21 protein-coding genes and 1 tRNA gene are annotated in these 24,186 nt (G+C 60.6%); 6 read left to right on the plus strand and 16 right to left on the minus strand.

Going from position 1 to position 24,186, the window contains the following annotated elements; genetic code table 11:
• Positions 1 to 33: 33 nt before the first annotated feature.
• From PW792_06780 to ribA, 3 genes are all read right to left on the minus strand, one after another.
• Positions 34 to 2,091 (minus strand): alkaline phosphatase family protein, encoded by a 2,058-nt coding sequence (locus PW792_06780; GenBank protein MDE1161637.1) that lies wholly within the window; start codon positions 2,089 to 2,091, stop codon positions 34 to 36.
• Positions 2,092 to 2,187: 96 nt separating this feature from the next.
• Positions 2,188 to 2,796, minus strand: a complete 609-nt coding sequence (locus PW792_06785) for a nitroreductase family protein (protein MDE1161638.1) — start codon at positions 2,794 to 2,796, stop codon at positions 2,188 to 2,190.
• Between the two features lie 74 nt (positions 2,797 to 2,870).
• Positions 2,871 to 3,488: a GTP cyclohydrolase II gene (gene ribA, locus PW792_06790; GenBank protein ID MDE1161639.1), complete on the minus strand. Its 618-nt coding sequence runs from the start codon at positions 3,486 to 3,488 to the stop codon at positions 2,871 to 2,873.
• Between the two features lie 64 nt (positions 3,489 to 3,552).
• Between ribA and PW792_06795 the strand changes: the two genes are divergently transcribed.
• The 3 genes from PW792_06795 to gpmI all read left to right on the plus strand — a co-directional run bounded on the left by PW792_06795 (position 3,553) and on the right by gpmI (position 8,003).
• Positions 3,553 to 4,896 carry a histidine kinase gene (locus PW792_06795; protein MDE1161640.1) on the plus strand — a complete coding sequence of 448 codons (1,344 nt, stop codon included), beginning with the start codon at positions 3,553 to 3,555 and terminating at the stop codon, positions 4,894 to 4,896.
• Between the two features lie 189 nt (positions 4,897 to 5,085).
• Positions 5,086 to 6,378, plus strand: a complete 1,293-nt coding sequence (gene eno, locus PW792_06800; GenBank protein ID MDE1161641.1) for a phosphopyruvate hydratase — start codon at positions 5,086 to 5,088, stop codon at positions 6,376 to 6,378.
• Positions 6,379 to 6,392: 14 nt separating this feature from the next.
• Positions 6,393 to 8,003: a 2,3-bisphosphoglycerate-independent phosphoglycerate mutase gene (gene gpmI / locus PW792_06805; GenBank protein ID MDE1161642.1), complete on the plus strand. Its 1,611-nt coding sequence runs from the start codon at positions 6,393 to 6,395 to the stop codon at positions 8,001 to 8,003.
• 87 nt (positions 8,004 to 8,090) lie between these two features.
• On the opposite strand, the gene recR is transcribed toward gpmI, so the two are convergent.
• From recR to PW792_06825, 4 genes are all read right to left on the minus strand, one after another.
• Positions 8,091 to 8,693 (minus strand): recombination mediator RecR, encoded by a 603-nt coding sequence (gene recR / locus PW792_06810; protein MDE1161643.1) that lies wholly within the window; start codon positions 8,691 to 8,693, stop codon positions 8,091 to 8,093.
• A 7-nt stretch (positions 8,694 to 8,700) separates the two neighbouring features.
• The gene (locus PW792_06815; GenBank protein ID MDE1161644.1) at positions 8,701 to 9,012 is read right to left on the minus strand and encodes a YbaB/EbfC family nucleoid-associated protein; all 312 of its coding nucleotides are present in this window, start codon (positions 9,010 to 9,012) and stop codon (positions 8,701 to 8,703) included.
• A gap of 10 nt (positions 9,013 to 9,022) precedes the next feature.
• Positions 9,023 to 11,113 carry a DNA polymerase III subunit gamma/tau gene (gene dnaX, locus PW792_06820; GenBank protein ID MDE1161645.1) on the minus strand — a complete coding sequence of 697 codons (2,091 nt, stop codon included), beginning with the start codon at positions 11,111 to 11,113 and terminating at the stop codon, positions 9,023 to 9,025.
• 140 nt (positions 11,114 to 11,253) lie between these two features.
• Positions 11,254 to 11,769 carry an SET domain-containing protein-lysine N-methyltransferase gene (locus PW792_06825; GenBank protein ID MDE1161646.1) on the minus strand — a complete coding sequence of 172 codons (516 nt, stop codon included), beginning with the start codon at positions 11,767 to 11,769 and terminating at the stop codon, positions 11,254 to 11,256.
• Positions 11,770 to 11,829: 60 nt separating this feature from the next.
• Here PW792_06825 and PW792_06830 point away from each other — a divergent pair, with 60 nt between their 5' ends.
• A complete protein-coding gene (locus PW792_06830; protein MDE1161647.1) occupies positions 11,830 to 12,693 on the plus strand; it encodes a tetratricopeptide repeat protein in 864 nt (287 codons plus the stop codon).
• Here PW792_06830 and PW792_06835 read toward each other — a convergent pair.
• From PW792_06835 to PW792_06850, 4 genes are all read right to left on the minus strand, one after another.
• The gene (locus tag PW792_06835) at positions 12,690 to 13,232 is read right to left on the minus strand and encodes a hypothetical protein (GenBank protein ID MDE1161648.1); all 543 of its coding nucleotides are present in this window, start codon (positions 13,230 to 13,232) and stop codon (positions 12,690 to 12,692) included. The two genes, PW792_06830 and PW792_06835, sit on opposite strands and share 4 nt — an antisense overlap.
• A gap of 82 nt (positions 13,233 to 13,314) precedes the next feature.
• Positions 13,315 to 13,809, minus strand: a complete 495-nt coding sequence (locus tag PW792_06840; protein MDE1161649.1) for a cytochrome c-type biogenesis protein CcmH — start codon at positions 13,807 to 13,809, stop codon at positions 13,315 to 13,317.
• Positions 13,802 to 15,913, minus strand: a complete 2,112-nt coding sequence (locus tag PW792_06845; protein MDE1161650.1) for a heme lyase CcmF/NrfE family subunit — start codon at positions 15,911 to 15,913, stop codon at positions 13,802 to 13,804. The genes PW792_06840 and PW792_06845 overlap by 8 nt, the downstream gene beginning before the upstream one ends.
• A 119-nt stretch (positions 15,914 to 16,032) precedes the next feature.
• The gene (locus PW792_06850; protein MDE1161651.1) at positions 16,033 to 16,404 is read right to left on the minus strand and encodes a response regulator; all 372 of its coding nucleotides are present in this window, start codon (positions 16,402 to 16,404) and stop codon (positions 16,033 to 16,035) included.
• Between the two features lie 235 nt (positions 16,405 to 16,639).
• Between PW792_06850 and PW792_06855 the strand changes: the two genes are divergently transcribed.
• Positions 16,640 to 19,117: a protein kinase gene (locus PW792_06855; protein MDE1161652.1), complete on the plus strand. Its 2,478-nt coding sequence runs from the start codon at positions 16,640 to 16,642 to the stop codon at positions 19,115 to 19,117.
• A gap of 110 nt (positions 19,118 to 19,227) precedes the next feature.
• On the opposite strand, the gene PW792_06860 is transcribed toward PW792_06855, so the two are convergent.
• From PW792_06860 to PW792_06875, 4 genes are all read right to left on the minus strand, one after another.
• A complete protein-coding gene (locus PW792_06860) occupies positions 19,228 to 20,145 on the minus strand; it encodes a hypothetical protein (GenBank protein MDE1161653.1) in 918 nt (305 codons plus the stop codon).
• A 106-nt stretch (positions 20,146 to 20,251) separates the two neighbouring features.
• Entirely contained in the window at positions 20,252 to 21,397 is a 1,146-nt protein-coding gene (bshA, locus tag PW792_06865) for an N-acetyl-alpha-D-glucosaminyl L-malate synthase BshA (GenBank protein MDE1161654.1), read from the minus strand.
• A 91-nt stretch (positions 21,398 to 21,488) separates the two neighbouring features.
• Positions 21,489 to 22,415 carry a ChbG/HpnK family deacetylase gene (locus PW792_06870; GenBank protein ID MDE1161655.1) on the minus strand — a complete coding sequence of 309 codons (927 nt, stop codon included), beginning with the start codon at positions 22,413 to 22,415 and terminating at the stop codon, positions 21,489 to 21,491.
• A gap of 11 nt (positions 22,416 to 22,426) precedes the next feature.
• A tRNA-Val gene (locus tag PW792_06875) sits at positions 22,427 to 22,503 on the minus strand.
• 118 nt (positions 22,504 to 22,621) lie between these two features.
• Between PW792_06875 and PW792_06880 the strand changes: the two genes are divergently transcribed.
• The gene (locus PW792_06880; protein ID MDE1161656.1) at positions 22,622 to 22,996 is read left to right on the plus strand and encodes a hypothetical protein; all 375 of its coding nucleotides are present in this window, start codon (positions 22,622 to 22,624) and stop codon (positions 22,994 to 22,996) included.
• 24 nt (positions 22,997 to 23,020) lie between these two features.
• On the opposite strand, the gene PW792_06885 is transcribed toward PW792_06880, so the two are convergent.
• A complete protein-coding gene (locus PW792_06885) occupies positions 23,021 to 23,983 on the minus strand; it encodes a COX15/CtaA family protein (protein ID MDE1161657.1) in 963 nt (320 codons plus the stop codon).
• Positions 23,984 to 24,186 lie beyond the last annotated feature (203 nt).

The following is a 24,186-nucleotide window of genomic DNA, read 5'->3' on the forward strand; positions in this document are numbered from 1 at the left end:
GCTCAGCGGGCGACTTGGTTTTGCGGGGCTGCCTTAGAAAGGCTTGCAGCTCTCCTTCGCCTTGGCGTCGATCATGCAGCCACGGTCGAAGTAATGGACTCCCTTGTACTGCTGGTGTTCGAGCACCGTACGACGACCGTTCTTGGCTGGCGCTGAAACGATAGCCTCCTGCGGACGCGGCTCCGTGGGGGCGCTTGGCGTTGCGGTAAACGCCTCCACCGCCGCGCGTCCACGCAGTTTGCCGTTGGCCGGGATGTCGAGCCCAAGGAGGTGCGCCAGCGTGGGGGCGATGTCGATGTTGCCGACAGGGTCCTTGTCCACGAAGTGTGTACGGAAGTCCGGGCCAATCGCGGCCATGTTGTTCCACGTGCTCTCACGGCCAAAGCCGCCGTGCATGCCCTGGCCGTCCTGCAGGCTGGTGTCAGAGACCTGCACCGCGTACTGCAGATCAGGAACCGGATAGAAGACCTTGAAGTTGACGACAATCGCGGGCGTCGGTACCTTCGTCGAACCCTTCAGGTCGATGCTGCTCAGCGGCAGAGCGCCGGGGCAGGCATCCGGCGTGGGGCAGAAGCGGTCGTCCACAAACAGGCCGTTGACGTAGTCAAACGTCGTCAGCAGTTCGAGGACGTGATGCACAATGGCCGGATCTTCGCTCGGCACATAGATCAGGTCTGACCCGCCATTCGCGGCCACTACTAACTGCGCGTCACTGGCGTCCATCTTGTGTACAGGCTTGTTGCCCGGCATTCCGATCACAGCGCTGCCGGACGAAGGATGCGGACGCGGGCTTTGGTCGCGGAAGAGCACTTCCTTGAACACCGAATCGCCAGTTTGTCCTGCCACCGAAGGATCGAAGAGGCGGCCCTGCGTGTAGAGCGCAAGGTCCATCGCCAGGAACCCCGGAGGAAGCTCACCCACCGGCATCGGCTTCTCCTTGCCCAGCGGTTCGCCAGCCGGAGTCTTCGACGGCGACTCCGAAAGCTTGCCCTCAGCATCGAGTTCCCGGCGGCTGATCGTCGCAAAGCCGTGGTCCGAGGTCAGCAGCACATCGGTCGTCGCCTTGATCTCCGGGTGCGCGTCCAGCCAGTCGAGAATCCGCTTCAGATCGTTGTCCGCGTTGTGCAGGGCCTTCATCGGCGTCTCACCGTTAATGCCCGGCCCGCGGTGCTGCTTCTGGTCATACGAGTTGTAGTTGTCGCCCTCGTTATGCTGGGTTCCGTCCGGGTCGCGCGACCAGAAAAGTATGACGAACGGCTTGTCCGAATCCGCAAAGCGTGGCAGCAGCACCTGAGTGGCTACATTCGTGAACCACTCTTGCTGCGTCACGTTGGCAAGCTTCGTGCCGGGGGTGTCCACATCGCCTGCGTTGCCGTTGCTGTACACCGAGTTCTCGGCATAGCCGTTTGAACGCGACGGCGCCACCGGTGCAAGATCGGCCGCGGCGATTGCTTCCGGCAAGCCAAGCGGCAGGGGAACGCCGCGCGACGAGCCTGTTTGGTCGTCGATCACGATCGCATCAGTCAACGCATAGGAGTCCTGCTCCCACCGCAGAACATCGGCCTGTTGAATCGCCGTCGGCCCAAGTTTGCCCACTGACGCCACGTTGAACCCATGGGCACGCGCATACGATAGTAGTGTTTGCTCGCCGAGGTAGTTGCCGTCGAAGAGGCCGTTCATGTCGGCGAGGACTTCGTCGCTCTCCAGAAACGGTGTTACCGTTCCTGTCGCCCCGCTGGGTAGCGCCATCGGCGAAAGATAGGCGCCGGGATAGAGCGTGTTGGAAAAGTCGCCCGTATCGCCCAGCCCATGTCCTGTCGCAATCGTCGAAGCATTCGCCGTGGTGAACGTCGGAAAGACCGAATGACTGTTTTCGAAGTCTGTGCCTTCGGTGCGCACCTTGTAGAACGTTGGCATCGCGGTCGGCGTCACCGATCCCCGGCGCAAGCCATCGGCCACAAAGATGATGACGTTGTGGTGCGCACGCGGCTTGGCAGCCGGTGTGGCAGGAGCCTGCGCATGGACAACCGATGTGGCAGCAAGAACGCAGCCCAGAAGGCTGATGGAACGGGAACTGAAGATTCGCGACATTGCCCCAGTATGAATCGCGTTTGTTGCAGCCACGTTGCAAACACAGCAAAGGCCCGCCATTTGGCAGGCCTTTCACTGGAAATCGTGTGCTCCTTGTTACAGCTTCGCCGGCGTCTCCCAGCTTTCAAACACAAACTCTCCAAGCCCTTTGCGCTGTCGTGGCGCAAGCTCTCGGGCCTTCAGCGGCTCCGGCAGGGCCTCGGGATCGCCGAGATATCCCATCGCCCACACTGCGCCAATCTCATAATCGTCCGGCACGTGGAAGTTCGCACGCGCTTGCTCTTTGCTGAACCCACCCATGCCATGCGTATGGATGCCCAATGCAATCGCCTGCAGTGCCATATTCGCGGACGCCGCGCCGGTATCGTGCAGAGCGTAATCGTTCGGGTTGCCGTTGCTGGCAAACGTCTTCTTCGCCACGCTTAGAATCAGCACCGGCGCAGACTTCGCCCATCCCTGGTTGCCCGGAACCAACGCGTCGAAGATCTTGTCATACGTCGTTTCGCCATGTCGCCCGACGAAGAAGCGCCACGGCTGCTCATTGGTCGAGGACGCCGCATAACTTGCCGCCGTGAAGATCTTCTTCAGATCAGCGTCAGAGATCTTCTTGTCAGAAAAACTGCGCGGGCTCCACCGGCTGGCGAGCAGTTCATGGAGTCCGGCTTCCGCCGGTGCGTGCTTCAGGGTTTCGAGATCGATAGCCATAGGCTTCTAAGATGCAGCAAACACCGCACTCGGCTGATTTTGTTCTCGAATCGCCACGACAACTTTCAGCCAATCTACCCGACCAGATGCCCCATCTTCTCGCGCTTCGTCTCGATATAGCGCTCAAACGTTGGCTCCATCGGGATCGTTGCGGACAACCGCTCCTTCACGCGAATCCCTGCAGACTCAAGCGCCGCTACCTTCTCCGGATTGTTCGTGATCAACCGTACGGCGGGCACACCGAGTGCCTTCAGCATCTCGGCTGGCAGGTCGAACTGGCGGCAATCAGCCTGGTAGCCCAGATACTCATTCGCCTCGATCGTGTCCATGCCCTGATCCTGTAGCTCGTAGGCCTTCAGCTTGGCCATCAGCCCAATCCCGCGGCCTTCCTGATTTTCGTACAGCAGGATGCCGGAGCCCTCCGCCGCAATCATGCCCAGTGCTTTATGCAACTGGTCATGGCAGTCGCAACGCAGCGAGTGAAATACATCGCCAGTCAGACACTGCGAGTGAATGCGGACAACTGGCGGCTGGCTGTGAATATCACCCATCACCAGCGCAACACCCGTTTCGACGGGCTTGCGACGTGGGTCGCCAGGAGCAGTCAGGCCCTCGAAACCGAGGATGCGGAACTGTCCCCAGCGAGTAGGGAAGTTAGCATCGGCGACCTTGCTCACACTGAGAAACGACATAACTCCATTATAGATTCGCCCGCCTCTCGCTTGGATTCATCCTCTCCACAGGTACAGTAAAGGCGTGCATGCGATTGACTCCAAGCTGATCCTCATTTCGCTGCTGGTGGAACTCGGCGTAGCGGCGGCGGTTGCCAGCTCGCTGGCCCGCTCCTGGCGCTTCAAGCGTCTTCTCCTCCGTGAACACCGGGGCCTGGCCGACACGCTCCGCCTGCTCGCCTGGATGACAGTCCCGCTCATGCTTGGCGTGCTCGTCCGGGCTCGTGTCCCCAATTTTCTGGCCGCCGACCTCTCCTTCCAGTGCACGGTCATCGTCTCGCTGCTTCTCGGACCAGGAGCAGGCGTCATCAGCGGCCTCGCCCTTGCGTTCCCGGCGCTTCTGCACCACGAATGGCTCGCCCCCTTCGTCAACGTCGCCGTTGCCACCGTTTTCGGAGTCTTTGGACGCCTTGTCGACCGCGAAACGATCTGGGCTTTCACCCCGCTCATCGACCTCAGCATCTACCGCTGGGTTCGCCGGGCCGTCCGCCGTCCCAACCTCGACCGCCAGATTTCGTTGCTGGCGCTCATCATGGCCGTGCAGTTCGGGCTCAGCCTGCTTTCGCATTTCTACCCTCACAGCTATTTTTCGCTGCACTCCGGCTCCTGGGCTATTGAGCTCGCCATCTGCGCCTGCGCACCGGTCGTCGTGGGCATTCCACTCAAGATCTGGAACGCCGTCGGCATCGAGCAGAAGCTCGAAGAGCAGGGCAGACTCCTTCTGGAGGCCCGCCTCGACGCCCTGCAGCGTCAGATCAACCCGCACTTCCTCTTCAACACGCTGAACTCCATCTCCTCGCTCATCCGCTCGCGGCCCGACCTTGCCCGCCAGATGATCGTGAAGCTCGGCAACATCCTGCGCGCCCTTCTCCGCGACCGCGAGGCCTTCATCGCTCTTGAAGAAGAACTCGCTTTTACCGACGATTATCTTGACATCGAGGTCGTCCGCTTTGGTGACAAGCTCCGCGTCGTGAAAGAGATCGCTCCCGAAACCCTCGAACTCGTCGTGCCCTCCATGTTGCTGCAGCCACTGATCGAAAACTCGATCAAGCATGGGCTTGAGCCCCGAATCGGCGGGGGCACCGTCACCATCCGCTCCAGAATCATCGGCGAAAAGCTTTTGCTCGAGGTCGAGGACGATGGCGTCGGAGTCGAACCCGGCCGCGACATCACCGCGCCCACCAGTGGCCTCGTCCGCGAAGGCTTCGGCATCGGAATGAGCAATGTTCGCGAGCGAATCCACGTTCTTTACGGCGATGATGCCCAGGTGGAGATGGTCAGCCGCCCCGGCCGAGGCACCAAAGTTTCGCTCCTCATGCCCCTCACCGGGACCAGCACGGCGGTCGTCGGCAGCGCTCTTACCGGCTGAGTAAATCGCTTTGGTAAACTGTTCACTCGCGGTGGACTACTGATGGCAGAGTTAGTGAGCATGATTGCGGGTTCGACGGGCAAACCGATTGCGGTGGACCGACGAGCTGCGTTGAACGATCGTATGCAACATCGGATCGCCCTTCCGGGCAAGGGCCGCGGACGTTTAGAAGGAAAGAAAAGAGAAGCTATGACTGAGATTGTGTCGATTGTTGCGCGAGAGATTCTGGATAGCCGCGGAAACCCAACGGTAGAAGCGGATGTCATCCTGGAAGACGGCGTTCGCGGCCGTGCAGCGGTTCCCTCGGGAGCGTCCACCGGCGAACACGAAGCCGTAGAGCTTCGGGATGGCGACAAGGAGCACTACCTCGGCAAGGGCGTTCTGCAGGCCGTGGAGAACGTTGAGAGCATCCTCGCCCCTGAACTGAAGGGCATGGACGCTTCCAACCAGAAGCTCATCGACGCGACGATGCTCGCGCTCGACGGTACGGAGAACAAGGGCCGCCTCGGTGCCAACGCGATCCTCGCCGTCTCCATGGCGACCGCTCGCGCTGCGGCAGAAGCCTTCGGCCTCCCGCTTTATCGCTACCTCGGCGGCGTCAACGCCTCGCTGCTGCCTACCCCGATGATGAACATCCTCAACGGCGGCGCACACGCTGACAACAACGTGGACTTCCAGGAGTTCATGGTGATGCCGGTCGGTGCGGAGAGCTTTTCCGACGCTCTGCGTTGGGGCACCGAAGTCTTCCACACTCTCAAGGGCGTGCTCAAGAAGCGTGGTTACAACACTGCGGTAGGCGACGAAGGCGGCTTTGCTCCCTCGCTCAAGTCCAACGTGGAAGCCCTCGAAGTCATCCTCGAAGCTATCACTCTCGCTGGCTACAAGCCAGGCGAAGACATTGCTATCGCCCTCGATCCTGCGGCCAGCGAGTTCTACGACAAGGCCAAGGCAAAGTACGTCTTCAAGAAGTCCGACAAGAGCGAGAAGAGCCCCGAGCAGATGGCTGCTTACTGGGAGTCGTGGGTACGTCAGTACCCCATCATCTCCATCGAAGACGGTCTTGCCGAGGACGACTGGAAGGGCTGGAAGATTCTCACCGACGCAATCGGCCGCACCACGCAGCTCGTTGGCGACGATCTCTTCGTGACCAACTCCAAGCGACTGCAGCAGGGCATCGATGAGAAGGTCGCAAACTCGATCCTCGTCAAGGTCAACCAGATCGGTACGATCTCCGAGACGCTGGCTGCGATCGAACTCGGCCGCCGCAACGGCTACACGTCGATCATCTCGCACCGTTCGGGTGAAACCGAAGACACCTTCATCGCAGACCTCGCGGTAGGCACGGGTGCTGGCCAGATCAAGACCGGTTCGGCTTCGCGTACGGATCGCATTGCCAAGTACAACCAGCTTCTGCGCATCGAAGAAGAGCTCGGACAGACCGCTCAGTTCCTCGGCCGCAAGTCGATCAACTGCCAGCAATAGCAAGGGGAGCGAGCGTGCGCAAGAACGGCCCGGTACTTCTTACCATTCTTGATGGCTGGGGCCATCGTGTTGAAACGAACGGCAACGCCATTGCGCTCGCTCGCAAACCTACGTATGACAAGCTGGTGCGCGAGTATCCCAACACCCTCGTGCGTGCCAGCGAGCACTTCGTCGGCCTGCCCGACGGCCAGATGGGCAACTCCGAAGTCGGCCATCTGAACCTCGGCGCTGGCCGTGTCGTGCGTATGGATATCGTGCGTATCGACTCGGCTGTGACCTCTGGCGAGTTCTTTGAAGACCCCACGCTCCTCCGCCTGGTGAAGCACGCGCAGCAGAACGGCCGCGCCCTGCATCTCATCGGCCTGCTGAGCGACGGCGGCGTCCACTCGCATCAACGCCATCTGCACTCGCTCCTCAAGCTTGCTGCCATGCACAAGCTTGAGCGCGTATACGTCCACGCCTTCATGGACGGCCGCGACACGCTGCCCACCTCAGGCGTCGGCTACCTCGAAGTACTGCAGCAGAAGTTTGAAGAGTACGGCGTCGGCCAACTCGCCAGCGTCAGCGGACGTTACTTCGCCATGGATCGCGACCTGCGCTGGGAGAAGGAAGCCAAGGCTTTCCGCGCCATGTGCAAGGACTCTGCCGAAGGCGGAGCCTACGCCGACCCCATCGCCCGCGTCCGTGAGTGCTACAACAACGGCATCACCGACGAGTTCATCGAACCCTTCCTCTGCATCGACGAAGCCGGGCAGCCCATCGGCCGCATCAGCGACGAAGACGCCGTGCTCTGCTTCAACTACCGCGCCGACCGTGTCCGCCAGATTACCCGCGTCCTTGCGCGTCGTTCCGGCCTCACAAAGAATGCCGGCATCGATCTGCCCAAGGCCGATGAACTCGAAGCCGAAATCCCCATGGAGAGCGCGCCGCAGAACCTGCTCTACGTCTCCATGACGCGTTACGACCCCAAGTACACGATCCCTCGCGTCATCGAACCTGAGAGCATGGACAACCTGCTAGCCAACGTCATGGCGAAGTACGAACTCCGTAACCTCCGCGTCGCCGAGACCGAAAAGTATGCGCACGTCACCTACTTTTTCAACGGTGGCATCGAAACGCCTTTCAGCGGAGAAGACCGCGAACTCGTCGCCTCCAAGAAAGTCATCACCTACGACCTCGCTCCAGAGATGTCTTGCGAAGGCATCGGCGACATCGTCGTACGCTCGCTCAACGACACCGCCTTTGACGTCGTTATCGTCAACTTTGCCAACGCCGACATGGTCGGCCACTCCGGCAAGATTGAGCCGACCGTGAAAGCTGTCGAGGCTGTCGACGCGCAACTCGAGCGCATCTACAAAGCCGTCCGCGCCGCCAACGCCCGGTGGATCATCACCGCCGACCATGGTAACGCCGAGATGCTCATCGACCCCGTCAGCGGCGGCCCCCACACCGCGCACACGACCAACCCTGTGCCGTTCATCTACGTTGGCGAAGACGCTGGCCGCGTCTCGTTGCGTGACAACGGTTCGCTGCGTGACATCTCGCCAACCATCCTTGGTGCCCTCGACATCGAGTTGCCCGCAGAGATGACCGGTGGCGACATGCGCGTCAAGCTCGACGCATAACCGACACCTTAGCTTTACGGAAGCGGCCGAAGCGCAAACTACGCTTCGGCCGTTCTATGTCTTTAGAATTGCATCGCCACGAAACGCCTAAACCACTCGCCGATTCTCCAGCGCCCGCGTCATCGTCACTTCATCGGCATACTCAATATCCGAGCCTGCCGGTACACCTGTAGCAATCCGCGTCACGCGCAGATTCGCGTGCAGCTTCCGCAACTCATCGGCAAGATACCGTGCCGTAGCTTCGCCTTCTGTCGTTGGCGATGTCGCGAGAATAATCTCGTCCACCTCCGCCAGGCGCGTCCACAGGTTCTCCAGCCGAAGCTGCTCCGGCCCCACGCCGTTCACCGGAGAGATCGTGCCGTGCAGAACGTGATACATCCCGTTGTACGTCCGCGTCTTCTCAATCGACGCAATGTTCGTCGGCTCTTCCACCACGCAGATCTCGCGGCCATTGCGTGTCGAGGCTGTGCAGTACGCACATGGGTCGACGTCCGTAATGTTGTTGCAGACTGAGCATAGTCGCAGAGCCTGCTTCAGCGCACGAATACCATTCGCCAGCGACTCTGCATCCTCGTTTGACGAACGTAGAATGTGAAACGCATAACGCTGTGCGGTCTTGGTGCCCACGCCGGGCAGTTTGCGAAGCTCGTCAATCAGTTGCGCCATCGGCGCGGCAAAACGCGTCGCCATCGCGGCCTCAGAGTCCCGGCAGGCCCATGCCGCCGAGCATGCCGCTCGCCGCAGATTGCTCCGCAGCATCAGCCTTGCGGGCCGCAGAGTTTACTGCCGCCACAATCAGGTCTTCGAGCATCGAAATGTCGCCTGCCGCAGCCTGCGCCGCTGCCGGTGCAATTGTCAGCTTCAGCAACTCTTTCTTGCCGCTCATCCGCACCTGCACGGCACCACCGCCAGAGTCAGCCTCGACCACCGTCTCAGCAAGACGCGCGTCCATCTGCTCCTTCATGTCCTTCGCCGCGGAGAGCATCTCCCCAATCTTTGAAAAATCCATCGTTTGGCCCCTAATCCTTGCGTAGATCGATCACGTTGGAAATTTCAGCAGAAAACAACCGCCTGGCTTCCTGCACCATTGGATGCTTCTCCGCCAGCTCTGCAACGGACCCCGCTTTCGCAGGCCGCGAAGATGCCTTCTTCGCTCCCGCGGCTGCTGGTGTTCCCGGCAGCAACGTCAGCTTGAGGCTTGGCGCCATCTCACGCAGCACCGCTGTCAGAATCTTGTTGGCGTCTGCGTTGATGATCATCGGCAGCATCGCCTTCGACACCGTCGTCTGCACTTCGAGCAGATCATCCTTCACGCTGAAGGTCGCGTCCTCAATCTGGTGTGAAGCCGACTCCTGGCCCTTGCTCTCGGCCAACCGTCCACTCATCGCTCCCTGAATCGCATCCAGATCAAAGCCACCATTCGACGCCGCAGCAACAGCAGGCTCTTCGGCAGCAGTCGCTTCCGGCTCTACCTCAGCCGCAGCAGCCATCTGGGGAATCACTACCGCCGCAGCAGCCACGGGCTTCGGTGTAGCGGCAAAGCTGATCGGCGCAATTGGCTCAGGGGCTGCCACCAACTGCGGTCTCTCCGGCTCAGCCTGCGGAGGAGCAGAGGGGGCTGGCGTCGGTGCCATCGCCAGCGCGCCGTTCGTCTGTCCCTCTGGACGAATCGACATTACCGGCGCAGCTGAGCCCTGCGGCGTCTTGCGCGCGCTATCAAACGGCGGACTGGACGTCGCGGCCTTTGGAGCGTTGCCAAACGCGCTGCTGATCGAAGGAGCAGACGAAGTCGGTGCCACAGGAGCAGGTGCTACAGGAGTCGACGGTCGAGGCGTGGGAGCAGGTGTCGCAGCACGCGCAGGCAGGGGAGCGCTCGCCGCTGCAGTAGGCTTCGTCACTGGTGTCGACGGTGTTCCGTGGCTTACGCCAAGCTGAGCCAGAATCTCTTCCACCGGCACCAGCCGCTGCACATGCACGAGCTTCAGCAAGCCAAGCTCAAGATGGAAACGCTGCTCCTGTCGATACCCCAGCTCATCGAAGGTGCGCAGCATGATCGCCAGGAAGCGCGAGAGGTCTTCCTCGGTAAACAGCCCTGCACAACGAGCCGCGCGCGACCGCTCTTCCGGAGAAATCTGCAGCAGGTCCGCTGCAACTCCGGTGGCTTCCACTCCCGGCGTCAGCGCCGTAATCTTCGCCACCACGCAGTTACGCAGGAAGCGTACAAACTGCCGCGCAATCTGCGTCGGGCCATTCCCCGCATCCAGCAGCTTGGCCACAATGGCAATCACATCCGCCGAGTTATTGCGGTGGACGGCCTCGAGAACGTTCTCATAGATCACGTTCGATACCGAGCCCATCAACTCGCGCACCTGTTCCAACTCAAGATGCGGCTTGCCGTCTACGAGCGGAGCAGAAGCGATCGCCTGGTCCATGATCGACAGCGCATCGCGCATCGATCCATCACCGGCCTCAGCCAGCAGCGACAACGTGGCATCATCCACATCAAGCTGCTCATCGGTCGAAATCTTACGAAGCTGCCCCACGATGTCGTCCAGCTTCACGGCATGAAAGCTGAAGTGCTGGCAGCGCGAGCGGATCGTCTGGGGAATGTTCTCAGGCTCGGTCGTCGCCATCATGAAGACGATGTGATCTGGCGGCTCCTCGAGCGTTTTCAAAAGGGCATTGAACGCGGCATCGGTGATCTGGTGTGCTTCGTCCAGGATGTAGATCTTGAAGCGGTCACGTGCCGGGCGATACCGTGCCGCGTCGCGCAACTCGCGAATCTCATCAATGCCGCGATTGGTCGCGGCGTCAATCTCGATCACGTCGACCGAAGACCCTTGCCGAATCTCCAGACAACTTTCGCAGGCGTTACAAGGCTCCGGCGTGGGCCGCTGCGGCGTTCCCACTTCCGTGCGGCAGTTCAACGCAGACGCGACAATACGCGCAATCGTCGTCTTTCCAATGCCGCGATGGCCGGAGAAGATGTAGCCGTGCGCAATGCGATCCTGCAGCAGGGCATTGAGCAACGTGCGCGTGACATGGTCCTGCCCGACAACGTCGGAGAAGTTGAGAGGACGGTATTTGCGGGCTAGAACTTGATACGCCATCGGTCGATCCTGATTGTATCGCCGTAGCTTGTGGGAGCGTCACCCTCGGCGTGCGCTGCCGCCCATGACCTGCTTGGCGTAACTTGGTGAACTTCACGCTTTGGCGTTCTCTTTGCGCTCAGAGAGAGCCTACCGCCATCTCAACCAATCACAGTATGCTCATCCAGCTTCTGCGCCTTCGCCGCACGCTTCGCCAGCGCCTTGTTCCGGCGCTTCACCTCATCATCCGAGTACATCGTCCCGCGGCATGGCTTCGCCCCGCAGTAGCAGTCCGCATTGTCATCCACGTCCGAGTCGTACAGGTTGTACTCGTAGACCAGTTCCTCACCCGCAGCGATGTCGCGGAGCGCCCGCACAAATACGCGGCCGTCGATCTCCTCGGTCTGGCAGTTCGGGTTGCAGGAGTGGTTCAGGAACATGGCCGTGCCGAAGCCGTCGATCACGTCGCCATCTTTTCCAAAGCCGAATAGATACGTCACCACGCGGTTTTCATAGCGCAGATCGGCAACATCCTTCGCGATGCGCTCGCCGTGGTACTCAAGAATTTTGTGTCCACGCTTGATCGGATCAAGCGTGATGCAGCCCGCTGCATGAATGTCAGACGAGCGGATAAGCAGACGAGGCGAGGCGGGTACGGAGGCTTGGCGGCGAGGCATCTTGCGCTGAGTGTAGCAGTGAGTGAGCCACATTGCTTTAGTTGTCGTCTAATAGCTTGTATGTGGAAGCGTGGAACAGTGTCGGCGGCGGTGTTGGCAGCAGCATCGGTCTGTGCCATGGGGCAGCAGGCCCCGGCAACGAAGAACCCTATCGACACCAAGCCGGAAGGCCCGCAGAAGGAATGCACCTACTCGATGACCGAGAAGGACGGCAAAATGGTTGGCTCCACCAACTGCCCGGTGACGGACGACAAGGGTGCCCCCGTCTCCGATCCTCTCGGCATGCAAACGCCGCAGCCCACCACGACGGCCCCCACACCGCAGGACCCCAACCTTGCTCCCGCGTCGAAGCGTTTCCCGTTCCCAGGCGAGCAGCAGGACGCCGCTCCAGCAACTCCGCCGCAGAAGGCAACCGATCCTAACGACGTCCCCGCCTCCAAGCGCTTTCCATTCCCCGGCGAAGAACCCGATGCACCGGCAGCACCTGCGGGCGACGGCTCCTCCAGTTCCTCGTCGAGCTCCTCTTCCAGCAGCTCTTCTTCAAGTTCATCATCAGGCTCCAACTCCAGCTCATCACCCGACGACGTGAACTCCGACACGCCACCCGCTCCCAAGCGCAACCTGCATCACAAGCCTGCTCCGCCTCCTAAGTCTGCCAGCGATGCGGAAGCCGAAGATGTGCAGGTCGGCAAGTTCTACATGAACGATGGTAACTACGTCGGGGCCTACGATCGCGCCAAGCACGCCATCTCGCTCTATGACGATGATGCCGAAGCGCATCTTCTCCTCGCCCAGGCCGCGCGCAAGATGGGCAAGCTCGACGAGGCGGAGAAGAACTTCCGCCGCGCCCTTCAACTCGACCCTATCCCAAAAGTTCGCAAAGACGCCGAACGCGCCCTCAGCGAAATGACCGGCGGTAACTAGGCATAAGGCTTCTTCAAAAACTCCGGCAAGCCTTCCGGCAACGGCCGTGCGATCGGCGTTGCCCTCGTCCGCGCATTGCTCGCGACTTTCCGTGGCTTCTTCGGTTTCACCACGGCAACCGTTGCGGCGGCAAGATCCTCGTCCAACTCCTCGTCGACCGCCAGATAGCGCCGGATGTACCGCAAAGGCTCTTCGGCCAGAGCCATCTCTTTCAGGTGGAATCGCCACGCATCCCGCCGCGCTGAGCGCCGTACGAAGGGCTTTCGGGTCACCGTCGCAATCGTCCCATCGGCCATGCGCCGTTCAAACGACGTATCGCCCACTTGGAAGGTGATCTCTGTGCCGGGTTTCCAGAAGCTCTCTGCAAACTCATGCGAGAACAGCAACGCGTAGTACCGTCGCTGGCTCTCCAGCAGCGTTAGCGACGCCTCCGCCGAGATCCACGGCAGGCTCATACGTGTCGTATACCAGCGGCGAAACTCAAAGCCATTGGTGCGAGCGCGACCGACAACGATCTTCAGCAGCTCCAAACGTGTCATGAGAGCACGAGTGTAGGGCAGCTAGCCCCGTCAATTCAAGGGGCAGCCCTCGTAACAGGCCGCAAACCCTTGAATCGCCGCTCTATTCTCCGTACTCGGTTTCGCGGCGAATGCGTTCCCGCACCGCCAGCTCTTCCGGTGTAAGTGTCCCTGCGCCTGGCAGCGCAGCCAACGGCTGCTGCCGCTTCTTCCACATCCGCAGCACGATCACCACCGATCCAATGCCCAGGAACAGCACCGCGAACGGCACAATCCAGGCCACAAGATCAAAGCCTCCACGAATCGGCGCAGCCAGCACCGTCGGGCCGTACTTCGTCGAGAAGAAGTTCAGCACGCCGGTATCGCCCAGCCCCGTTTTCATCTGCGTCTTCAGCTCGCCGATCATGCGATCGGAGTCCGGGCAGCCGACGTGGTTGCACTCCAACAGAATCTCGCCGCAACCGCACGGGCACATCAGCTTATGGCCCAGCATGTTGAAGCGCGACGTTGAAATCGGTGCGCCTGCTCCCAGCATCGTGAAGCCTGCCAGCAGCAGCACAAACACCTGCACACAAAGCTTGAAGCGAATCTTACGCACGGTTGGCCTCCGCAGAACTTGCATTGGGGCTTGCCCACTGGTTCGAGCCCGGCAGGGCATCGTCCTTCCCGGGCGACTTCGGCTCCGTTGCCACGCGTGCTGGCAGCAGTGGCGGGAACAGAGCAACGATCGTTCCCAGAATCACGATCAGAACGCCGATCCAGATCCAGTTCACCAGCGGATTCAGATACACCTTGATGATCGGGCGGTCTGTCTGCGGATTGCGGCCTTCAAACACCACGTACAGATCGCGCGCCAGCGTTGAATGAATCGCCACCACCGTCGAGGTCTGCTGCGACGCTGTATAGAAGCGGCGCTCTGGTGTCAGTTGCGTAATCTTCTTGCCGTTATGGAAGACGTCAATCAGCGCGTAATCCGTATCGTAGTTCGGCTTCGAGTCCTGCGAGTACGAGTTGCACACCAGGTGCCAGGAGCCGATCTGCAACTGGTCGCCAAAGCTCATTTCCAGTTCCTTGGACTGGTTGAACGCCGCGCCCGCCAGTCCAATGAACATGATCACAATACCGAAGTGGATCGCATAGCCGCCATAGCGGCGCGTATTGCGCCGTGTCAGCAGAATCATCGATGACAGCAGGTTCTTGCCCGTCTGCGTGCGCACAACCCCAGCACCGCGCAGAAACTCTGCCGCGATCGCCGTAATGACGCCAGCCGAAAGCGAGAAACACACCAGCGCATAAATGCTCGCCGTCGCATCGTCATCGCGCCACGGACGCAGACCGCAAGCCATGCACACGATCGACGTCGCGATCACCGCAACGCACGGCAGCACGAAGTTGCGGCGGATGGACCGCAGCGACGTCGCACGCCACGCCAGCAGCGGGCCCACACCGGTCAGGAACAGCAGCGCCAGGCCAATCGGCACGGCCACCTTGTTATAGAACGGCGCTCCCATCGTGACCTTGGAGCCCTGCACGTATTCGCTCAGCACCGGGAACAGCGTTCCCCACAGAACCGTAAAGCAGGCAGCCAGCAAAATCAGGTTGTTGAACAGGAAGCTCGACTCGCGTGAAACTAGCGACTCCAGCTTGTTCTCTGCCACCAGATGGTCGCGGTTGCGGAAGAAGACAAACAGGCAGACGATAGCCACCAGCAGCAGGAAGCCAACAAACCAGTTGCCGATCGAACTCTGCGCAAACGCATGAACAGAAGACACCAGTCCTGCTCGCGTCAGCAGCGTACCCAGAATGGAGAGCATGAAGGTGACAAAGATCAGCCACACGTTCCAGCCCTTCATCATTCCGCGCTTCTCCTGCATCATCACGGAGTGCAGAAACGCTGTCGCCGCCAGCCACGGCATCAGGGAAGCGTTCTCGACCGGGTCCCATCCCCAGTAGCCGCCCCAACCCAGCACAGCGTACGCCCAGTGCATACCGAGGCAGATGCCGCAGGTCAGAAACAGCCACGTCACCATGGTCCAGCGGCGCGTAATGTGGATCCACTTCTCACCGGGGTAGCGCATGATCAGCGCACCCAGCGCAAACGCAAACGGCACCGAGAAGCCTACGTAGCCGAGATACAGCATCGGCGGATGGATCACCATCTCCGGATACTGCAGCAGCGGGTTCAGGCCAAAGCCATCCTTCGGCGCAATGCCACCCGGAACGATCGCAAACGGTGGCGCGGCAAACACCAATAGCAGCAGAAAGAACACCTGGATGCCTGCCAGAATCGTCGAGGCATACGCACTCAACTCCACATCCACCTTGTGCCGCAACCGCAGCACAAAGCCGTACGTCGCCAGCAGCCAGGCCCACAGCAGCAGCGAGCCTTCCTGCCCTGACCACAGGGCCGAGAACTTGTACGCCGCCACGAGATCGCGGTTCGTATGGTGCAAAACGTAATCGACCGAGTAGTCGTTGGTAAACGCCGCCCACACCAGCGCAAACGCCGCGAGGCTGACGCACCAGAACACCGCCACACCTGCGCGTCGGCTTGTTTCTCCCAGAGCCAGCGGAGACACCGCCATCTGGCGGCCCGAGGACTGTGCCCAGAGGGCAAGTGAGCCTGCGAGCAGGGAATAGACGGCAAGTGCAAGAGCCAGCATCAGGCAGAAGCTGCCGAGGCTAGGCATTGGATGGGGCATGGGCGGTTCCTTCCATGCTTATTTTCGCAGAATTATCACCGCCGCGAGCCCAGGCCGGTCGATTGCCGGACGCACGCAAAAAAGGCGTGGCCGAAGCCACGCCTTTAATTCGAAAATTCTTAGCTGTTTTCCGTCACCAGACGATGAACGCTCGCCAGCAAATTGTCCGGCAGCAAAGGCTTGAGCCTGAAGTGGATATTCAACCCTTCATACTCATCTTCGGCCTCGGCCAAACCGCTGATCACCAGCACCGGAACATCCGGCGCGAATGTACGCAGTTCTTTCACGAACTCATTGCCGTTCAGTCCCGGCATAATGTGGTCGGTGATGATCAGATCGATCTCTGCCGGGTACTCGTTGTTGCGAAACTGTTCCAGCGCACGTTCGGGCGAGAGAACCGCGATCACAAAGTATCCGGCTCTCTTCAAAATAGTTTGACGAGTCGCTGCCTGCACAGCGTTATCGTCGATCAGCAGTAGGGTGGCGGCCATCAGTACCTTGCTTCTTGGGTGGAATCGTGGCCCGGTCGATTGGGTGACAGCTTCCGTCTGGAATCCGCGCGCCTATCGCGAGGACTAGCTTACTGCGATGCAGGCCAAATCTCAAAGGTTTGCTTGCAGCAGGCGCTCTTCCATCTTTGTTGCAGATCTGACTCGCTGCGTTGCCTCTCCGGCTCCTCAAGCTTTCAACAGCCACGTCGCTTCCTTTGCCTGAGATAATCAATGCATGGCGCGTCGTGTCATCCGGCAGTACGAGTTTGTTCGCAAGATTGGTGCGGGTGGCAGCGGTGTCGTTTTTCTCGCACACGACACGCTTCTCCAGCGCCCCGTTGTTCTTAAGCTGCTCAAGCGAGCTGCCGCGCAGACCGTCGAGCAGGTGCGAACCACGCAGCTCCGAGAAGCCCGCCTCGCCTCCGCCATCGATCACCCTAACGTCTGCTCTATCTATGAAGTAGGCGAGGCTGACGACGAAGCCTACATCGTTATGCAGTACATTCCGGGCAAAAGCCTGGACAAGGTCATCGCCGAAGGCCCCGCAAATCTGCAGCTTGTTCTCTCCAGCGGAATGCAGATCGCCGACGGCCTTGCCGCTGCGCACTCGCTCGGTATCTTCCATCGCGACCTCAAGCCCGCCAACGTCATCCTCACCGACGGCGGCCTCATCAAGATCCTCGACTTCGGCCTTGCCCGCCAGTTGAAGCGCGAACGCATCGAGTTCGACCCCGGCGAGTTTGAGCCCGAGCAGCCGATGGAGCCCTTTCCCGCAGGGGCCACCTACACCGCACGCGGCGGCACCATCGCCTACATGGCTCCCGAGCAGTTCGTCACCGGCCAGTCCAGCGTGCAGTCCGACATCTTCGCTCTTGGCCTCATTCTCTTTGAAATGGTCAGTGGTCGCCACCCCTTCCACCGACCAGACGCGCAGGACGTTCAGTCCATCCGCGCCATTCAATACGCTGAACCGCCCAGCCTTCGTGAACTCGTCCCCGGCATTCCGCAGGAGCTTGAAAGCGTCATCCTCCGCTGCCTGGCCAAGCAGCCCTCTGAGCGTTATCAGTCCGCCGCCGAAGTGCGCGAAGGCCTCAGAACCATCCTCAAGACCATGCACCTCGACGCCATGGTTATGCCCGGCGAAGGTGCTATTGGCATGAGCATGCAGCAGCGTCTCGACCTCGAATCACCCGAGGAAGAGAAGCGCACCACAGGCATTCTCTCCATGCTCGCCGAGCGTTTCCGCGAGACCACGCCGAAGGAAACTCACGAAGCTACCGCCACCAGTATTGTCGTGCTTCCGTTTATGAACCTCGGCTCCTCGGAGGCCTCGCCATTCTACGGCTCGGCGCTCGCCGACGCCGTCGGTGCTCGCCTCGCCCGTATGCCTTCGCTCGTCGTCCGCCCATCGAGCGTATTGATGAACGTACCCACCTGGCAGCTTGATCCCTTGAACGTGGGCCGCAAGCTGATGGTGGACTTCGTGCTCGCCGGCAACTTCCTCCGCTCGGATGCAGGTTTCGATCTCAACTGGCAGCTGCTCGACGTCAAACGCCAGAGTCTCCGCACCGGTGGTGCCGTCAGCGTTCCGTCCTTCGACCTCATCGCCGTGCAGACTGAGGTCTGCGATGAAGTCTTCGCCGAACTCCACGGAGGCGGCTTGAAGACTTCAAACATGGGTGACTCACGCGTTCGCGCCCTTGGCGATAACGTCAGCGAAGAGTACCTTCAGGCGCGCGCTCTCATCAGCTCCTTCATGCAACGCACCGGCGCTCGTGAAGACCTCGACCGCGCCCGCGAACTCTTTGAAGGCGTCGTGCAGCGCGACCCCAACTACGCTCCCGGCTGGTCTGGCCTTGGCATCACGCATCTGCAGTATGCTCGCCACGGTCTCGGCGGGCAGATGCACGTTCTCGAAGCGCGCCGCTCGTTTGACCGCGCCCTCGAACGCGAACCGAACTCCGTCGAAGCCAACCTCTATCGCGTCTACATGCTCTTGAGCCGTGGTGAAAAGGAAAGCGCCCGTCACGGAATTGAAAACCTGTTGCAGACCGCGGGCAACGACTGGAACGTACACCTTGTCGCGGGCCTCACGCTCCGCATCGACGGTATGTATGAAGAAGCGCTCGAGCAGTTCAACATCTCCCTGCGCCTCAATCCCGCAAACGCCGCGATGATCTACAACCATCGCGCCCGCGTCTACCAGTACCAGAACCAGCTCGAACTCGCCGACGAAGAGATCCAGAAGGGCCTCACGCTCGAACCGCGCCAGCCATTGCTCCGCATCTCGCAGGGTTACCAGCAGATGCGTCTCGGCCGCCTCTCACGCGCCATCGAAACCCTCGAAAGCGTCACCCGCGACGACGTCTCACTCCGCATCGTCTTCCCGACGATCGCCATGTGCTACGTCCAGTTAGGCGATCGCGCCCGCGCAGAAGAGTTCATCACCGAAGACACGCTCGCCGCTGCCGAAGCCGACAGCGAAATGGCCTATCGCCTCGCCACCTACTTCGCTGTAGAAGGTGACGAGACGGAAGCTCTTCACTGGTTGCGCCGCGCCATCTACCTAGGCAACGAAAACTACCCCTGGTTCTCGATCAATCCGGCCTGGAAGAGCATGTCCGGCAACTCGGACCTGCAGCGCATCCTCGACGACCTGAAGAAGGTCTTCAAGAAGAACCAGAAAAACTGGAAGCGCCTGCTCGCCAACTAGCGCAATCCCTCATGTAACTTCGCGTCTTCTGCATGAGAGCGTTCATTTCCGCAAAGCAAAAGAGGCACGGCCGAAGCCGTACCCCGCGTTCTACTGTCTACGCTCTAAACTTACCTTCCATTCAGCTGCAGCGAATGATCCAGATTGAGCACAAGCACCGTGCCTTCCGGCAGCGTCTGCTGATGGTCCTGCTTCGCCAGCACAACCAGCCCGGCCCCGGCGCCAATCGTCGCTCCGACCAGCGCTCCAACACCACCGCCCAGCAACGCTCCAGCGACCGCACCGCTGCCTGTCGTCAGAGAGACCGCCGCAACCTTGGCCTTCACATGCCGGTCGGCCACAATCTCGCCTTCGCGCGAAACATGCGACTCACTCGGGCTCACTTCCTTATCGCTCGGTGCAAGGTCAATCACCTGCGCGTCCAGCGGGTAGGGAATCCCGTCCGGCATCGTCACCGTGTCCGGCTGCAGACGAAGCATCGCATTCGACCCCAGCCCATGTCCCACACGGACTTCCGTGATGCGTCCCCGCACCAGAGCTCCGTTGGGGATCAACACCCGGCCATTGCGCTGCACGTCGCTAGTCAGATGTGCCGTGAAGTGGCTGCCCACCTTCGCATCCATCGTTGAAATCGTATTGTCCAGCGAAGCCCGCAACACCGTTCCCTCGGGCAACTCGTTCGGCCCGGCAGGGACGCTCATCACGATCCCGCTGTCGGCTTCTGTGATCTCGTTGGAAGGATCTCGCGGCTCACGCGCCATAGGAGGCACGGTTGTGCCAGCGGTATACGTCACCGGCGCAGTCGTCGCCATCTCCGCATCGGTATGCGTCCGCAGCACAGGAGCAGGAGTCGCCTCAGGAGCTGCCGTCACCATCGGCGAAGGTTTCACCGGCTTCGGCGCAGGCGCAACGCTCGTCGTAATGTTGTCGTCGAGACTCTCCGGGTGTGACACTCCGGTGGTCTGCGCATGAGCAACCGCAACGGTAAACAGAGAAGCAGCCGCCAGGCTCGTAACCTTGAACTTCATCGAGTCGATCCTCGGGCGCAGAAGCGCTCCGTTTCTGAGCATAGGCCGCTCTCCATCGCCTCGGGGAAGCTTTCGCCGCGAGGTAATCTTCGCGGTAAACGCACCTCTACGACCGCTTGGACTCCGCCACGACCCGTGCGTAAAACTCCTCATACTTGCGAATAATTCCCGACGCGCAAAAGCCATCCTGTGCCGTCTTCCTGGCGGCCGATGTCATCGCTTCCAGCCTGGCCGGATCGCTCAGCAGCGCCACGGCTCCCGCCGCCATGCTCTCCACATCGCCTACGCTGTAGAGCAGCCCGTTCTTCTCGTGCTCAATCAGCTCCGGCACGCCGCCCACGCGCGTTGCCACAGCGGGCACACGGCAGGCCATCGCCTCCAGCGCCGCCAGACCAAAGCTCTCCATCTCCGACGGCATCACCATTAGGTCGGCCACCGCCAGCAGATCGTTCACATTGTCCTGCTTGCCCAGAAAGTGAATTCGGTCGAACACACCCAGCCGCTTTGCCAGGAACTCCGCAGAGAAGCGATCAGGTCCATCGCCGATCATCATCAACCGCGCCGGCATCGCCTTCGCCACCCGTGCAAAGACCTCCACCACATCCGTCACGCGCTTTACCGGACGGAAGTTCGAAAGGTGCACCAGCAGCTTCTCGTCCTCACGCGCAAACTTAGGCCGAAGCTCTGCCACTCGCTCTGCATTGCGGCAGTAAAGATCGCAGTTCACGAAGTTCCGAATCACTTCAATCGGCTTCGTTGTCCCAAACGCCTCATGTGTGCGGTCCGCGAGATGCTGCGAGATCGCAGTCACTCCATCCGACTGCTCGATGCCAAACCGAGTAATTGGGAGATATGACGGGTCCATCCCCACCAGCGTGATGTCCGTTCCATGCAGCGTCGTAATAAACGGCAGATGGATACCCTTCGCCCGCAGCATCTCCTTGGCCAGATGCGCCGACACCGAGTGCGGAATCGCATAGTGAACATGCAGCAGATCGAGCGAGTAAAACTCCGCCACCTCCGCCATGCGTGTCGCCAGCGCCAGGTCGTACGGAGGATGCTCGAAGAGCGGATAGTTCATCATCGACACTTCGTGGAAGTGGATATTCTGGTCGCGCCCCGTCAGCCGAAACGGTTGCGATGACGTGATGAAGTGAACCTCATGCCCCCGCGCTGCGAGCTCGATGCCAAGCTCCGTTGCCACAACTCCAGAGCCGCCGTACGTGGGATAGCAAGTGATTCCAATGCGCATAGTCACAGAGTTAGATACAACTTCCCATCATGCGGATGCGTAGAAGCGAAGCCGCTCTACGTTCTACACTCTATCCTCTATCCTCTGCGCTCTACAGCCGTGTTTCCTCGCCGGTATTCGGCTCAAACTGGCCTACTTCGCGCAGCCGCGCAAACGGCCCCAACGCTCCATAGTGCAAAAGCTCCACCCGCTCCGAACTTCGACCATCGGCAAACGCCGCCAGTAGGGCATCGCGCTCCACCTCACGCGAAGACCGCAGCCGAGTCGTCACGGCATCCAGATCGCGATCGTTATAGCCCGGATGGCACACCAGCTCCCAAGCCCCTTCGGGCATCACCCGCAGCAACTGCTCCAGCGTCGCTCCATCCAGCCGCCCTGTGGCAGAGATTCCCAGCGTTCCGTCCGTCGTTGCCACCGCGCCAGACCGTATCTGCGGCAGCGCCACAAACTTCTTCCGCAGATGCCACAGCACCCGCACCTGTAGCTTCCGCATCGCATCCGAGTGCGACACCGCCAGCGACCAGTGATCTTCAAACGGGCTGCGGATCGCCCCTACGCGGCAACGCTCTGCGACAAACAGCAACGGCCGTGCCACCTTCGGCAGCATGTGCGTGTGCTTGTGCGTGTCTACATGCGTTACATCCAGCCCTGCCCGTTGTAACTTGCTGATCTGCGCCTGTGCTTCGCGTGCCACATCGGCTTCGCTCACACGCCCACGCAACACTGCCAGAAAGAAGTCCACCAGAGAGCTGCGAAAGGTCTTTCCATCCGGCCCCAGCAGCGTTGGTACGTCATGCGGATGCGACACGGGCATGCCATCAGTCAGCACTACATGGCAGCCAATCCCCAGCCCGGGATTGCGCTTGGCGATCGCTACGGCATCGTTAAATGCAGGCCCATTGGCCATCAGCGTCGCAGAGGACAAAGCCCCTGCCTGGTGTAACTCTTCAATTGCGCGATTGATGCCCGGAGTCAGCCCGAAATCGTCAGCGTTGATGATTAGCCGGGGCAAAGTCATGGAGAAGGGAATGGTGGGCAGTGAGGGACTCGAACCCCCGACATCCTGCTTGTAAGGCAGGCGCTCTAACCAACTGAGCTAACCGCCCGATCTCTCGGACATTTCTAATTGTACGTCATGCCAGCCGTTCGCAGGCGACCGGAGATGTGGATCGCGCATCAAAGTTAGAAGGTTCACACCGAAAGAGTTTTATGGAGGAAAGCACGATGATGAAACGCTTGATGATGGGCACCGTCGCCGCAGCCGCAGTTCTTGCGCTCTCGACGCCTATGTACGCACAGGTGAAGCAGGACACCAAGAACGCCGCACACGACACGGCGGACGCTAGCAAGACCGCTGCCCACAAGACCAAGAACGGCACCGTCAAAGCCTACGACAAGACCAAAGACGGCACGAAGACCGGCGCGGAGAAGACCAAGTCTGGCACCGTGAAGGCTTACGACAAGACCAAGTCCGGCACCAAAACGGCGGCTGTGAAAACGGCTGACGGCACAAAGAAGGTTGCCAAGAAGACTGCTACCGGCACGCGCAACGTTGGCCGCCGCATCGAGGGCAAGGAGCCCGTACCGAACAACCCTTAGCCGCACCGGCTGGTGTTACGCCAGCTAGTACGCGCCCTGATGCCCTGTCGAGGCTGCCTGAGCAAACACTCTGCTCCGCGCCCTCTGCAGGGCATCACCGCTTGCTACTACCAGCGCAATCCAGTAGAAATCCGCTCCCAGCAAATGTAGAACCTGCATCGTGATCGGAGCTAGTGTCAGTACGTCCACCACACCTAGCACCATCTGCAGTACAGCCAAAGAGATCAACCAGCGCGTAGCCGTGCTCCGCAGCCTCACTGCCAGCCACACAACGCACACCACGCTCACCAGCGCGACCGCAGGATGCATCCATCGCATGTGGATCAGCAGCGGAGAGTTCGGATCAAAGTCCGCAGCCAGCCCTGCGCGCAGACTCGGTGAAGGGAAGAGTGTATCGGCCAGAGCAGCCACCGACCCCGTTGCTCCCGTCACCATCGTGGCAACCAGCGCCGTCCAACTCACACCGCGCAGTGAAATATCGTTAGCAGAAGGCAGCGGCGACTCGCTCGCCTGCCGAGCCCACCACCACGTCAACGCCATCGCCGCCACCAGCAGCATCGTGTTCGTAAAGTGGATGCACTGGACAATCACGCGCGCAGTCGACGTGTTGCCTTCGACATACCCACCCTTCACCAGCACCGCGCCCAGCGCGCCTTCCGTAATCAACAGAACGCCTGACCAAACCGCCGCGCGACGTGCCGGATGCAGCTTCGGCTTTGCCTGAAACACCCACGCAATCATCGCCACGGTCAGCATCACGCAGATGCCCGTCATCGACCTGTGCGTGTACTCAATGATCGTGGCCAGCCGCGGATGATGCGGCACAAAGTCCCCATTGCACAACGGCCAGTGATTACCACAGCCCCCACCGGAGCTCGTCGCGCGAACCACCGCGCCTTCCAGGATGACTAACACCATCCAGCCAAGCGTAAGCAGAGAAAACGCGGGAAGCCCGCGTCCATCGCGGAGCGAAAAAGAACGGCCCATACGTCGATTGTACGAGCGCGCCGTCCTCTGCCGTTGTGCCCCCGGTCACACCCGCATCACCTTGGCACGCTAATCGACCCAGCGGATAATCCTCTGCGTTTAGCTCTGCGCTTCAGCCTTCTCCACCCGCTGAAAGAACCCTTCGCGTAACCTTTGCGCCCGTAGAGCCCTCTGCGTCGAAGCTTTCACTCCCGGAGTCACAA

It is taken from the genome of Acidobacteriaceae bacterium, assembly GCA_028283655.1.
Taxonomy (GTDB): Bacteria; Acidobacteriota; Terriglobia; order Terriglobales; family Acidobacteriaceae; genus Granulicella.